The sequence below is a fragment of the Caulobacter sp. UC70_42 genome (assembly GCF_044056025.1).
Lineage (GTDB): Bacteria > Pseudomonadota > Alphaproteobacteria > Caulobacterales > Caulobacteraceae > Caulobacter.
The window spans coordinates 3,428,885-3,441,986 of record NZ_CP171994.1; the positions used below are offsets into that span (position 1 = coordinate 3,428,885).

A 13,102-nucleotide genomic window follows, 5' to 3' on the forward strand; every position below is an offset into this window, starting at 1 on the left:
CCTCCCTCGAATATTCGGCACAGGTCCCGCTTGGCGGGTCATGTTCACAGGTTTGGGGAGTCTCTAATGGAAACCGGTGTCATTGACAATGAGTTCATGGAAGCGCGTTCGGATCTCGCGGCCTGGATCGATGGTCCGCGCGGCGCCGGTCGCCGATGACAAACTGCCAATCGTATTCGGCGCGGGGCGCTTGACACCCGTAATAGCGGGTATAGCGTCCTGCGTGAATTACGGATGTAAGTGTCATGCACATCACCGCCGCCGAAGCGCATGTCATGGAAGCCCTCTGGCGTCGCGAGCCGATGTCGGCCGACGATCTGGTCGCCGAGGTGGGCGCGTCCCAGCAGTGGGGCGAGGCCACGGTCAAGACGCTGATCAATCGCCTGCTGAAGAAGAAGGCGATCAAGTCGGAGCGCGCCGACGGCAAGCACGGCTACCGCCCGCTGATCGACCGCAGCGCCTATGTCCATTCCGAGAGCCAGGGCCTGCTGGACCGTCTGTTCGAAGGCCAGCTGGCACCGCTGATCAGCCACTTCGCCCAGCACCGACCGCTGCGAGCGGACGAGGTGGAGAAGCTGAAGAAGCTGATCGACGGGATGGCGGAGAAGGGCTGAAGCTCCTCCCCAACGCCAAACCCTGCCATCCCGGACAGCCTGCGCGAGGCTTCCAGGATGACAGTTTTGGGCGCCTTCGGGCGTAACGCCTAGGCCCGCATCGCCTTGGCTTCAGGCCCGGCCTTCAGCGCCTTGGCCGCGACGTCCAGCGACCGCACGGTAGCCCGCCGTTCCAGGGCCGGCTTTTCCGGTTCATCGCCGTCCGACCCGGGCCGCGCGCGCAGGGCCGCGACAAAGTTGTCGCGCCAGGCGGTGACGTCCTCGCGGCTGACATTGTCGAACAGGGCCTCCCAGCGGCGCTTTCGCTCCGGCAACTCCATGGACAGGGCCCGCTCCAGCGCGTCGGAGATTTCCTCGGGGCTGTTGGGATTGACGATCAGGGCGTCCTTCATCTGCCGGGCCGCGCCGGCGAAGCGCGACAGGATCAGCACGCCGGGATCGTCCGGGTTCTGGGCGGCGACATATTCCTTGGCCACCAGGTTCATGCCGTCGCGCAGAGGCGTGACCAGCGCCGCGCGGCTGGCGCGGTAGATCCCGGCCAGCTCGTCGCGGCGATAGGAGCGGTTCACGTAGCGGATCGGCGTGAAGTCCATCTCGGCATAGGCGCCGTTGATGCGGCCGATCAGCCCGTCGAGCCGGGCGCGCAGGTCCTGATAGGCCTCGACCTCGTCGCGCGAGATCGGGGCGATCTGCAGCAGCATGACGTCGCGGACCATGTCCGGGTGGTCGTGCAGGAACCGCTCGAAGCCGATCAGCCGCTCCTCCAGGCCCTTGGAGTAGTTCGAGGCGGTCGACCCCGACGATCATCTTGCGGAAGACGCTGTGGGCCATCATCCGATCGTAGACCTTGCGGGCGTTCTCGCCCTGGACGATCTGGGCGAAGTCCGCCGCGTCGACGCCGATCGGGAAGGCGGCCGCGCGGGTGCGCTGGCCGAAGGCGACCAGCTCGCCGCGCTCGTTCTTGCCGCCGTCCACCTCGGAGAAGACATAGCCCTCGAAGGCCTGCAGCGACTCCTCGGTCTGGAAGCCGATCAGATCGTAGTGGAACAGCGCTTCCACCAGCGCCTTGTGGCGGGGCAGGGTGGTGACCAGCTGGTGAGCCGGCCAGGGGATATGCAGGAAAAAGCCGATCCGGTTGGTCACGCCCATCCGCCGCAGCTCGCGGGCGACCGGGATCAGGTGATAGTCGTGAACCCAGACGATGTCGTCGGGCTCGATCAGCGGCAGCAGGGTCTCGGCGAAGCGCTTGTTGACCCGGTCATAGCCCTCGCCGAACGAGCGATCATAGGCGGTCAGGTCGACGCGGTAGTGGAACAGCGGCCACAGCGTCTTGTTGGCGTAGCCGTTGTAGTACTCTTGGTAGTCGGTCTCCTCGAGGTCGACCGTGGCGACCGTCACCCCCTCGATCCGCTGCATGTTCAGCTGACCGGTGAACTCCGGAATGGTCTTGCCGCTCCAGCCGAACCAGATGCCGGAATATTCGCGCAGGGCCGCGGCCAGGGCCATGGCCAGGCCCCCGACGCTGCCTTCGCCGCCCTCCGCCGGATTGGGCGGATTGACGCGGTTGGAAACGACGATCAACCGGCTGATGCGGTGACCTCGACAACACTCTGGGGCGTCGAAAGGCCCTCCAGCCAGCGGAAGACCGCTTCCGTGTCCTTGAGGTGATAGCGGGCCTCGGTCGGGCGGGGTTCGCCGACCAGCACGCCGAACCCGCCCAGATGGTTGGCGGCGGAAAAGCCGTCCTCGTCGGTGAGGTCGTCGCCCACGAACACGGGCGTGGCGCCCAGGAACGGGGCCTCGCGCAGGAAGGCGGTGACGGCCGCGCCCTTGTCGGCGCCGGGCGTGCGCAGTTCGGCGACCATGTCGCCCAGTTGCAGAACCAGGCCGGTGGACTGTGACAGGCGCTCGCCGGCCTCGATCACCGCGTCGGCGCAGCCGGGGGCGTTGCGGTAGTGCAGGGCGACCGACAGGCCCTTGTCCTCGAAAAGCAGGCCGCGCTCGCAGTGCGCCAGCTCGACCAGGATGCGGCGGGCGTCGGCCAGGCCGGGGTGGGGCTCGCGCTCGATCACCTGGCCGTCGGCGGTGCGACGCACCAGGCCGTGCACGGCGCCGATCGCGGGGGATGGCGCCGCCCAGGATGTAGTCGAGATTGGTCAGGGCTCGGCCGCTGACCACGGCGACGCGTCCCTCGAAGGCCTCGCGAAGGCGGGCCAGCGCCCGCGCGCGGCGCGGGTCAGGACCCACGTCGTCGGGACGCGGCATGATGGGGCGCCAGCGTGCCGTTCGAGGTCAAGAAACACCGCCGATCGGCGCGGCAGATCGAGAGGCGGGGGCGCGAGATCGATGGATTTCGGGCGCGAGACCGTGTGAGCCGCGGTCATGGCGATAACCCCCTCATCAGTAAGCAACATGCGCCAAGAACGTCGGACGGCCCGGTTCGATCCCGCGACGTACTGAAGCGCACGGCAATTTTAGCGGGCGCCTGAAACTTGGGCGTCGCTAGAACAGCAGCTTGCGGATGTTGAACGACACGACGCGGCCGCGCGGATTCAGGTAGTCCGGCTGGTAGGTCAGCGGGACTGTTCCGGTGGCGTCGCGCACGGTCTGGCTCTGGTCGAACAGGTTGTTGACCGAGAAGGTCAGGCGCGTTCCCCGCAGGATCGGATGGGCCTGGACCAGCTCGCGCCGCACGCCCAGATCGGCGAACAGGCGCAGGTTGATCGTCGCCAGGTCCGAGAAGTCCAGGTCGGTCGACGCACCGCCCAGGCCCGCGCGGACGTGGCTGGCGCTCTGCCAGTTGGCCGACAGGCGCGCGCCCAGGCCGTAACGGGTGACCCCCGCCTGGGCCTCGACCTCGTGGCGCGGCTGGCCGCCGCCCGAGCCCAGGACGTCGCCGTCCAGCAGATCGAGCGCCGGAACGCCATCGGCGATCGTCACCCGCTCGCGCAGGTGGACGGTGTGGAAGAGGGCCAGCTGCAGCCGCGTGGCGCGCGGATTGCCGCCGCCGCCTCGACCACCGAAGCCGCCGCCGCCGCCGCGTCCACCGCCGCCGCCACCGCCGAAGCGGGGGCCATCGCCGCCGCCACGGTCGCCGAAGTTCGGGCGCGGCGGCTCCTCGCCGGTCTGGGGGGGCTGGTTCTGTTGTGTTTGATTCTGCGCCGGGTCGTCAGGCTGCGGCGCGCGGGTAGGTTCGCCCCGTGGCGCCGCCAGGCGAGCGACGCAGGAGTTCAGCGCCCGGGACGCTCGCGCCGTCCTGCCGCTGGCCGCCCACGCCCTGGCGCCCGCGCCAGCCGCCCGGCGGCGGCGGCGGGGTCCTGCCGATCTGGCGGGAGAAGTTCAGGCCCCAACGGATCTGCTCGCTCTCGCGCTTGGCGAAGTTCACCGGGCGGCTGTCGATGCGGGTCAGATTGCCGTCGGCGTCACGGGTGAAGCGGTCGGCGAAGGCCGCCTCGACCGCCGCCGTCGCGGCCGGGAAGCCCGCCACCGGGTTGTCGATGCGGACCCGGGTGTAGTTGGCGGTCAGGGACAGGCCCTGGATCTTCTCGGGCTTGAAGCTGGCGCCCAGTTTCAGGACGTTGCGCTCCTCGGCCTTCAGGTTGGGGTTGCCGCCGCTGATCCGGGTGACGTCGACGGTCGCGCCGCGCACATAGTCGAAGACGCGGGCGTCGGGCGTGGTGACCAGCGGATTGCCCAGCTGGGCGATGCTGGGGGCGTTCTCCTGGCGGGTCATCGAGACGATGAAGCTGACCGGCTTCACCGGCGACCAGTTGAGGCCGCCGCCGATCGTGGTCAGCGTGCCGAAGTCCGAGATCTGGCGGGCGGCCAGGTTCAGATTGGCCGAAAGGTCGCCGATCCCGGCCCGCACGCCCTTGCGGCGGCTGGCCAGCGGCAGGTCGAAGCTGACCTGGGTGTTGAGGTCGCCGCGCGACTGGTCGCTGTCGGCCTCGACGCCGCCCCGGAAGGACTTGGCCTCCAGCTTCGTGCCGGTGACGCCCAGCTTGAAGGTGGTCGACAGATCCCCGGCCTTGAACTTGGCCAGGGCGCCGTTGGCCACGAACTGCAGATCGGCCGTGTCGGTGGTCGAGCGGGCGCGGTCCCGCGTCAAGGACAGGCCCGACAGCGGGGCGAACGGGTTAAGGGTCGGGTCCAGCGCGGTAAGTCGCGTCTGGACGCTCGTCAGGTCGACGCCGCGATCGGTCTGGGTCTTGCTGATCGCGTGGTCGTAATTGCCGGTCAGCGACAGGCGCAGGGTCTCGGTGTCGCGGTTCAGGGTGAAGCCGGCGTGGCCCGCCAGGTTGCGGCTGGTCTGCTCCAGCGGCGCAAGTTCTCCCAGATAGCGGTACAGCGCCACGGGCTGGCTGAACGGCGAGAACGGGTCGCCGGCGGGGATGACCAGCCGCGCCCGCGCCGGGCCCAGCAGCGAATTGTTGCGCGAGGCGGTCAGGCCCAGGTTCAGGGTCGCCGAGACATTGTCGAGGATGTAGCGGTTGGTGACGCTGTTGATGCTCAGTTGCTGGTTTTCGGGCAGCAGGGTGCGGCTGTCCGAAAGGTCGCTGGTGTTGGCGAGGTTCGGCGTGAAGGCCGACAGGGCGGGGCGACCGCTGGCGGCCGAGCTGGGCGCGCCGGCCACCGCGACCGGCAGGGCCGGATCGATCTGGCTCGCGCCGGGCAGGGCGGGGCCGATATTGCCCACCAGGTCATAGAGGCCGCTTTCGTTGCGGCTGATCAGGTCGCGGTCGCTTTCCAGCAGCCGGTCGCTGTTCTGAACCTTCACCGCGATGTTGGTGCGGCCCTGGCGGTTGAGCTGCAGACGGCTGTAGTTGGCCATTTCACTGAGCTGGCCGCCGGCCGTGGAGCCGCCGACCTGGCCCTCGACCGTGGCGGCGCGGAAGCGCTGGCGCAGCACCACGTTCACGACCTTCTGGTCGGCCGAATAGCCGTACTTCAGGGCCACTTCCTCGGGCAGGATCTCGACGCGCTGGATGGCCTCGGTCGGGATGTCGCGGATCTCGCCCATGCCAGAGATGCGGCGACCGTTCAGCAGCACGACGGGGTCGCCGCCCAGGCCGCTGGTGGTCTGGGGCGTCAGCTCGGTCAGCAGGTCGGTGATCGACGAGACCCCGAAGGAGCGCACGTCGGCGGCGCTGAAGGTCTCCTCCGGCGGAATGTCGCCCATCACCGCGCCATAGGGCTTGCCGCTGGCGGTGATGGTGATCGCCTCGACCTCGGTGTCGAGGTCCTCGGGCGTGACCGGCTTCTCCGCGGCGGGCTTGGGGGCCTGCTCGGCCGGGACAGCGGGCCTGGTCGCCTGGGCGTGGGCGCTCGTCGCGACACAGCTCAGGACGCCGGCCAGGGCCAGTTTGCGGCTCACCAAAGAGCTTCTCCGATTTTCGAGCGTCCCAACGTCGCCGTTGCCCGCGCGATGTGACACGAGGATTTCAGAATCTTCCCGCGCCGCAATATCGCGCACCGAAGGTCTTCGAGGTCTACCGCACCGACGTCCAGGGCCGGCTCAGCAGCACCGCGCAATTGATCAGGCCGACCAGGGAATAGGTCTGAGGATAGTTGCCCCACAGTTCCCCGTCCGCGAAGCCGATGTCCTCGGAGAGCAGGCCCGCGCCCGTGCGGCGCGACAGCATGTCCTCGAACAGCGCGCGCGCCTCGTCCGAACGGCCCGACAGATGCAGGGCCTCGATCAGCCAGAAAGTGCAGATGTTGAACGCCGTCTGCGGCGAGCCGAAGTCGTCGGGGATGGCGTAACGCAGCAGATAGGCCCCGCGCCGCAGGCCCTCCTCGATCGCCTTCAGGGTGGCGACGTTGCGCGGATCGTCGGGCTTGTGGAAGCGCAGGTCCACGAGCTGGAGGAGGGAGGCGTCCAGCTCGTCGCCCTCGAAGGTGGCGGCGAAGCGGCCCAGCTCATCGTTCCAGGCGCGGTCTTCGATCACCTTGCGCACGTGGGCGGCGCGGCTGTTCCAGAAGGCGGCCTTGTCGGTCAGCCCCAGCTTCTCGGCGGCGTTGCCCAGGCGGTCGCAGGCCGCCCAGCACATGGCCGAGGAGTAGGTGTGGACATTGGCCCGGCCCCGGAACTCCCAGAGACTGGCGTCGGGCTGGTCGTGCAGTTGGAAGGCCCGCTCGCCCACCGGCTCCAGCGCCTCGAAGTCCTCGACCGTCGCCGGCCGCAGCAGGCGCTCGTCGAAGAAGGCCTGCACCGTCGACAGGACGATCTGGCCATAGACGTCATTCTGGATGTGCTCATAGGCCTGGTTGCCGACGCGGACCGGGCCCATGCCGCGATAGCCGGGCAGGTCGGGCGCGAAGCGCTCGGTGAGCACCTCCTCGAAGCCGACACCGAACAGCGGCTGGATGTGGCCGCCGCCGGCCCGGTCGACGATGTTGCGCAGATAGCCCAGATAGTTTTCCAGGATGTCGACCGCGCCCAGCCGGTTCAGGGCCTGGACCACGTAATAGGCGTCCCGCAGCCAGCAGTAGCGGTAGTCCCAGTTGCGGCCGCTGTCGGCGTGCTCAGGGATCGAGGTGGTCAGGGCCGCGACGATCGCGCCCGTCTCCTCGTGCATGCACAGCTTCAGGGTGATGGCGGCGCGGATCACCGCGGTCTGCCAGTCCAGCGGGATGGCCAGGCCGCGGACCCACTGTTTCCAGTAGTTGTCGGTCTCGCGAAGCATCCGCTCGCACGTCGCGCCGATCGGGGCGTCGAAACCCTCGTCGGCGCCCAGATACATGGCGATCGGCCGCTCCAGCCGGAACGTGCGCTCCTCCAGGATGTGCGAGACCGGCGCGTCGGTGCTCAGGCGCATCGTCATGTCCGAGCACAGGTAGCGGATGTGGTTCGAGCCCGAGGTGTGCTCGGCGACCTGGGCGCCCCAGCCTGCTGTGGGCTTCAGGCGCAGGGTGATGCGCGCGACGCCGATGATCGGCCGGATCAGGCGGATGAAGGCGGTGGGACGGAACGTGCGACCGAACTGCTGGTAGCGCGGGGCGAAGTCGAGGATTTCGAACCGCGCCCCGTCCTCGTCGGCGATCTCGGTGCGCAGGATGGGCGTGTTGCGCAGATACCCCTGGCGGGTCTCGGCCCGGCGCTCGACCTGCACGTCCCAGACGCCCTTGGCGTCGTCGCCGTCGATATCGGCGTCGTCGAGGAGGGCGCTGAACACCGGATCGGAATCGACGCGCGGCGCGCAGCCCCAGACGAAGCGGCCGCTGGTGTCGATCAGGGCGCTGACCGCGCAATTGCCGATCGGATAGAGGTCGAGAGTCTTCTGATGCAAAGCTTTGTCCATCGCCTTTACCGCCGGGTTTTTCCCGACGGTCCCCGTTTGGGATGAAACCGACGGTGTGGCTTGCGGGTTCCTGTTATCGGAAAACGTTCGCCGAAGATGCTGGGAAGGCTCGCCTTTCGCGCTACCTTTGTTGACGCGGAGGGCCGACGCCGGCCATCTGGAAACCTTAACGCGGTCAGGCCGCGAGTATGTACGGGCGGGCTGTTCGACGGTGATGCGAGTTTCGAGATCCTGCGGCGTCCTGGCGGCGACGATCAGTCTGCTGTCCCTGGAAGCGGCCCAAGCTCAACCGTCGATGGTCCAATCGCAGCGTCCGCCCCTGGCCGGCGCTCGCCCCGTTCAATCCGCCCCGCAAAACGCTCCGCTGATCCAGGCGCCCCGGGCCTCGGTGATGCAGCCGGACTATTCCAGCGTCCAACTGCGCTCGGAGCAGATCGACCTGCTGCGCCAGGTGCTGGGCGACGCCTATCTGCACGGTTTCGAGTTGGGGAGCCTTTTCGCCGGATCAGGCCATCGCCCAGCTGCAGTCGCGCGACGCCATGACCCGGGTCGTCGGCCAAACCCAGCTGATCAGCCTGACCCTGGCCTATGCCAAGGCCGTGCGCACGGGACGGCTGCCGGTCAGCGGCTTCATGAACGCGTGGGGCCTGCGCCCGGCCGCCTACGATCCGACGCCGGAGTTCTACGCCGCCGTCCAGCAGGACCGGCTGGCCGATTGGCTGGCGACGCTGCCGCCGCCCTATACCGGCTATCAGACCCTACAGCAGGGCCTGGTCACCTATCGCGACATCGCCGCCAGGGGCGGCTGGGCGCCGCTGGTGGCCGGTCCCGAGCTGAAGGAAGGCGCGACCGGTTCGCGCGTGGTCGCGCTGGAAGCCCGCCTGGCCGTCGAGGACCCGACCGTCGCCGTCGACGCCGCGCCGGTCTTCGACGCCGCCCTGACCCAGGCCGTGCAGCGCGCCCAGAAGCGTTTCGGCCTCGATCCCACCGGGACCCTCAACAAGGCCACGCTGGACGCCCTGAACGTCCCGGTCGAACGGCGCCTGGACCAGATCACCGCCAATATGGAGCGCTGGCGCTGGCTGCCGCAGGTGCTGCCGGCCGATCGGATCCAGGTGAACATCGCCGCCGCCATCCTGTCGGTGTTCAGCCACGACACCCCGACCCTGACCATGCGGGCGGTCACCGGTCGTCCGGGCGACGAGACGCCGATGCTGTCGTCGATGATCCACTCGATCGTGCTGAACCCGCCGTGGAACGTGCCGTCGTCGATCGCCGCCAAGGAGCTGTGGCCCAAAGAGCGCAAGAGCCCGGGCTATCTGCGCCGCAACGACTTCATCGTCATCCCCACCGGCGACGGCGGCTCGCGCCTGCAGCAGAAGGCCGGCCCCAAGGCCGCCCTCGGTCAGGTGAAGTTCGACTTCAACAACCCCTACGGGGTCTATCTGCACGACACGCCCAGCCGATCGAAGTTCGACAGCTTCAGCCGGCTGGCCAGCCACGGCTGCGTGCGCCTGCAAAAGCCGATCGAGCTGGCCAAGGCGCTGCTGGCCGGCGACGCCACCTGGACGCCGGAAAAGATCGACGCGACCCTGGCCTCGGGCGACACCGTGCGCGCCAAGCTGCCCCAGCAGATCGCGGTTTTCCTGCTGTACTGGACGGCCTATGTGACCCCGGACGGGCAGGTCAACTTCCGCGACGATCCCTACGGCTGGGATCGCGAGCTGGTGCAGCGGATTGCCGCACTTCGCTCTGGCCCAGCTTGATTTCCTGAAGTTTTTGGGCTGTCCTCCCGGCATTGGTGTCGGGTAAGGCGTACCTATGGATCGACGGAAGCTGCTTCGAATGGGGCTCGGCGTGCTCGGCGCCGGCCTGCTGCCGGTCGCGGACGCCCGCGCCGATGACGATATCATCGGCCAGATCCTGGAAGGAAAAATCCCTCCGGCCGCTTCGGTTCCGCCGGTGGGCCTGCGGCCCGCGCCGGTCGAGACGTTCGCGGCCAAGGCGGTGGTCGAGCCGCGCTGGGTCCATCTGCGCAACATCCACACCGACGAGAAGCTCGAAGCGGTCTACTGGGAGAACGGCGAGTACGTTCCCGACGCCGTCCAGGCCCTGAACAAGGTGCTTCGCGACTATCGCAACGACGAGACCCATCCCATGGACACGGGTCTCTACGACATCCTCGACCAGATCCGGGCCAAGACCCAGAGCAAGTCGCCCTTCCAGATCATCTCCGGCTACCGTTCCCCGCCACCAACAAGATGCTGTCCGAGCGCAGCGGCGAGGTCGCCAAGCGCAGCCTGCACATGGACGGCAAGGCGATGGACGTCTTCCTGGAAGACGTCGACCTGCGCTACGTGCGGGCCGCGGCCCTGGAGCTGGGGCGCGGCGGCGTGGGCTATTATCCGACCAGCAATTTCGTGCATGTCGACGTTGGCCCGGTCCGCAAGTGGTCCGGAACCTGACGCCTTCTTTCGTCGGCCCCCTTTTCACCCGCGGGCGGAAACGGGTAACCAAGCTCTAGTTGAAGCGTTAGAGCATGGTAGCCGGCTGTATCGGCGTCAGGGAATTCCAGTCCAATGAGTGAGCGTCGCAGCAATCCCTTTGGTTGGGTGATCCTCGGCTTCATCATCGGGGTTATGGCGACGTTTGGCGCGATCCTGTTCCTGACCGCCGGCGACGGCGGGTACGAGGACGGCCCGTCCGAGACGCGCACCGCCGCCGATGACGCGGCCGCAGCGGCCATGGCCGCCAAGTCGACCGCCTCCCAGCCCGCGCCTCATAAGGTCGAGACTTCGGCCCCAGTCGCCGAAGCCCCGGCGAGCGCCATGCCCGCCGACCGTCAGACCAGCCCCGCGCCGACGCTCGACCCGCAAGTGGCGGATGACGCGGCGGCTGCGGGCATGACCTCGCGGACGCGCTAGAGGCCCCCACGGAACCCTTACAAGTCGATCACCATCGACGGCGCGCTACGCCGCGCCTCGCCATGGTGCACGGCTTCGACGTTGTTGCCGTCGGGATCGAGCACGAAGGTGGCGTAGTAGCCTGGATGATAGGCCCGCTCGCCCGGCGCGCCATTGTCGCGCCCGCCATGGGCCAACGCCGCCCGATAGAAAGCATCGACTGTCGCGCGATCCTTGGCCTGAAAGGCCAGGTGATGCCGGCCTGTCGCGACGCCCTGGCTCGCCGCGCTTTCTGGCGAGGACACGACGAGTTCATCGGCCCAGAAATAGCCGTCGGCCGTATCGACGATCGGAATCTCCAGAACATTCAGGACAGCCCCGTAGAATTCCCGGCTAGCCTTGAGGTCCCGGACGACAAGTTGCAGGTGATCGAGGAGTCGTCCGCGATGCAGTCGTGTCGTTTCCATGATCGTCCAGTCCATCGAATGTGCGTGTCACGAAATCCTGGAATTTCGTCCGGGGTTCGCACCGATATGCCTGACGCTGAAAACTGGAGGGCTCCGCCGATATTGCATTGATTATGCTCAAAGCACTGTTTGCACGGCTTTTCCGGAAATTCCGTTCTTCGCCGTCGTGGAGCGTCAAACCAAAGGCTCTGCGGCTTCGGATCGAAACGCCCGCGGCGCGGGCTGACGCATTGCGACAACCTGGCTCAACCGCCCGATCACCCTGCTGACACCAAGCTGGCGGCAGAGGAGGCGCAGTTTCCCGAGATCACTCAGAGGATTGGGTGGTCAAGGAGACGCCTATTGTCGATCAAGGGTAGCTGCTGCTGCGGCGGCGTGCGCTTCGAGCTGTTCGAGCCGCCGCTGCTGATGGGAACCTGTCACTGCTCGCGGTGTCGCAAGGCCGGTTCGGGCGTCTACGCCTATGTCCGGGCCGAGGCGTTCCACTGGCTGGCGGGGGGAGGCGCTGTTGACCCGCTACCGCCCCAAGCCGCCGTTCCGGTTCACGCGGAGCTTTTGCAAGCGCTGCGGAACCTCGCTGGGCGATCCCGACAGCGGCCGGATCCTGGCCATCGCCGCCAGCTGCCTGGACGACGATCCCGGCGTGCGGCCGAGCTTCGACGAGTTTCTTCCGGACAGGCCGCCTTGGGAGAAGCCGGAATAGAAAAAGGCGGCCGCCGGAGCGACCGCCTTTCCCAAGCTCGGGTTCAAGGAGACCCTTAGTCCTTCGGCATCGGCATGGCCGGCAGGGCGGTCGCCTTGGTCTTCATCTGGGCGTGCGCCGCCGGCGGCAGCGGGATCAGACCGCGGCCTTGCAGGTAGCCGCCGCGACCCGTGGCGGAGTCCGACACGAACTCGGCGACGAACTCCTTCAGGCCCGGCGTCACGCCGACCTGCGACTTCTTCACGTAGATGTAGAGCGAGCGCGACAGCGGATACTGGCCGCTGGCGATCGCGGCCGGCGTGGGCTTCACGCCGTTGATCGCGGCGCCCTTGATGCGCGAGGCGTTCTCTTCCAGGAACGAGAAGCCGAACACGCCCAGGGCGTTCGGGGTCTTCTCGATGGTGCCGACGATGGCGTTGTCGTTCTCGCCCGCGTCGACCCAGCCGCCGTCGGTGCGCGTCGGCGAGACGATGGCCTTGAACTTCTTCTCGTCCGACTTCTTCAGCGCGGCCAGGAACGGGATCTTCGACGCGCCGCCTTCCATAGCCAGCTCGACAAAGGCGTCACGGGTGCCCGAGGTCGGCGGCGGCCCATAGACCAGAATACGGTTGGCCGGCAGGGCGGGGTTGACGTCCTTCCAGGTCTTGTAGGGGTTCTTGACGGTCGCGTTACCCTTCGCGCTCTGGTCGGCCAGGCCCATATAGAGCTGCTCGAGCTTGAAGTTATAGTCCGGCGACTTCTTGTCGACGGCCACGACGATGCCGTCGAAGCCGATCTTGATCTCGACGATGTCCTTCACGCCGGCCTTCTGGCAGGCTTGGAACTCGGACTTCTTCATCGGGCGCGAGGCGTTGGCGATGTCGGGGAACTTCTCGCCGGCGCCGCCGCAGAACATCTTGATGCCGCCGCCGGTGCCCAGGCTTTCGACCTTGGGCGACTTCTTGCCGGTCTTCTTGGAGAAGTTCTCGGCGACGCGGGTGGAGAACGGGAACACGGTCGAGGAGCCGGCGGCCCAGACATAGTCGCGGGCGGCGTGCGCCTGGTCGGCGACCGCGAGCAGGGCGATCGTCGCGACCGCGCCAAGGAGCTTGTTCATGTCGTCAAATCCTGTGTG

At 67.8% G+C, this 13,102-nt stretch carries 9 protein-coding genes and 3 pseudogenes; 5 read left to right on the top strand and 7 right to left on the bottom strand.

Annotated features, from left to right (window positions below; genetic code table 11):
* Positions 1-245: 245 nt before the first annotated feature.
* Entirely contained in the window at positions 246-614 is a 369-nt protein-coding gene (locus ACHMW8_RS17120; RefSeq protein ID WP_125157961.1) for a BlaI/MecI/CopY family transcriptional regulator, read from the top strand.
* Positions 615-703: 89 nt separating this feature from the next.
* Here ACHMW8_RS17120 and ACHMW8_RS17125 read toward each other — a convergent pair.
* From ACHMW8_RS17125 to ACHMW8_RS17145, 5 genes and pseudogenes are all read right to left on the bottom strand, one after another.
* Positions 704-2,204, bottom strand: a pseudogene (locus ACHMW8_RS17125) (trehalose-6-phosphate synthase).
* The gene (otsB, locus tag ACHMW8_RS17130) at positions 2,192-2,722 is read right to left on the bottom strand and encodes a trehalose-phosphatase (RefSeq protein WP_395445999.1); all 531 of its coding nucleotides are present in this window, start codon (positions 2,720-2,722) and stop codon (positions 2,192-2,194) included. Before otsB ends, ACHMW8_RS17125 begins: the two are co-directional and overlap by 13 nt.
* 394 nt (positions 2,723-3,116) lie before the next feature.
* On the bottom strand, positions 3,117-3,554 hold the full coding sequence (locus ACHMW8_RS17135; protein ID WP_395443190.1) for a hypothetical protein: 438 nt from the start codon (positions 3,552-3,554) through the stop codon (positions 3,117-3,119).
* A gap of 229 nt (positions 3,555-3,783) precedes the next feature.
* Entirely contained in the window at positions 3,784-5,988 is a 2,205-nt protein-coding gene (locus ACHMW8_RS17140) for a TonB-dependent receptor (protein ID WP_395443191.1), read from the bottom strand.
* A gap of 115 nt (positions 5,989-6,103) precedes the next feature.
* Positions 6,104-7,915, bottom strand: coding sequence for a glycoside hydrolase family 15 protein (locus ACHMW8_RS17145; protein WP_395443192.1), 1,812 nt, complete (start codon positions 7,913-7,915; stop codon positions 6,104-6,106).
* A gap of 211 nt (positions 7,916-8,126) precedes the next feature.
* Here ACHMW8_RS17145 and ACHMW8_RS17150 point away from each other — a divergent pair.
* The 3 genes and pseudogenes from ACHMW8_RS17150 to ACHMW8_RS17160 all read left to right on the top strand — a co-directional run bounded on the left by ACHMW8_RS17150 (position 8,127) and on the right by ACHMW8_RS17160 (position 10,839).
* Positions 8,127-9,681 (top strand): annotated as a pseudogene (locus tag ACHMW8_RS17150) (murein L,D-transpeptidase).
* Positions 9,682-9,736: 55 nt separating this feature from the next.
* Positions 9,737-10,380: pseudogene (locus ACHMW8_RS17155) on the top strand (DUF882 domain-containing protein).
* 114 nt (positions 10,381-10,494) lie between these two features.
* Complete coding sequence (locus tag ACHMW8_RS17160; RefSeq protein WP_125157968.1) at positions 10,495-10,839, top strand: hypothetical protein; 345 nt, start codon at positions 10,495-10,497, stop codon at positions 10,837-10,839.
* A gap of 17 nt (positions 10,840-10,856) precedes the next feature.
* Here ACHMW8_RS17160 and ACHMW8_RS17165 read toward each other — a convergent pair whose 3' ends face one another.
* Positions 10,857-11,300, bottom strand: a complete 444-nt coding sequence (locus tag ACHMW8_RS17165) for a VOC family protein (protein WP_395443193.1) — start codon at positions 11,298-11,300, stop codon at positions 10,857-10,859.
* A 493-nt stretch (positions 11,301-11,793) separates the two neighbouring features.
* Here ACHMW8_RS17165 and ACHMW8_RS17170 point away from each other — a divergent pair, with 493 nt between their 5' ends.
* Complete coding sequence (locus ACHMW8_RS17170) at positions 11,794-11,988, top strand: hypothetical protein (RefSeq protein WP_395443194.1); 195 nt, start codon at positions 11,794-11,796, stop codon at positions 11,986-11,988.
* A 55-nt stretch (positions 11,989-12,043) separates the two neighbouring features.
* Here ACHMW8_RS17170 and ACHMW8_RS17175 read toward each other — a convergent pair whose 3' ends face one another.
* Positions 12,044-13,084 carry a substrate-binding domain-containing protein gene (locus ACHMW8_RS17175; protein WP_125157970.1) on the bottom strand — a complete coding sequence of 347 codons (1,041 nt, stop codon included), beginning with the start codon at positions 13,082-13,084 and terminating at the stop codon, positions 12,044-12,046.
* Positions 13,085-13,102 lie beyond the last annotated feature (18 nt).

What these genes read in the sequence shown, in the direction of transcription:
- ACHMW8_RS17165 (WP_395443193.1), bottom strand. Translation starts at nt 11,300, where the DNA reads ATGGACTGGACGATCATGGAAACGACACGACTGCATCGCGGACGACTC.
- ACHMW8_RS17160 (WP_125157968.1), top strand. Translation starts at nt 10,495, where the DNA reads ATGAGTGAGCGTCGCAGCAATCCCTTTGGTTGGGTGATCCTCGGCTTC.
- ACHMW8_RS17175 (WP_125157970.1), bottom strand. Translation starts at nt 13,084, where the DNA reads ATGAACAAGCTCCTTGGCGCGGTCGCGACGATCGCCCTGCTCGCGGTC.
- ACHMW8_RS17145 (WP_395443192.1), bottom strand. Translation starts at nt 7,915, where the DNA reads ATGGACAAAGCTTTGCATCAGAAGACTCTCGACCTCTATCCGATCGGC.
- ACHMW8_RS17120 (WP_125157961.1), top strand. Translation starts at nt 246, where the DNA reads ATGCACATCACCGCCGCCGAAGCGCATGTCATGGAAGCCCTCTGGCGT.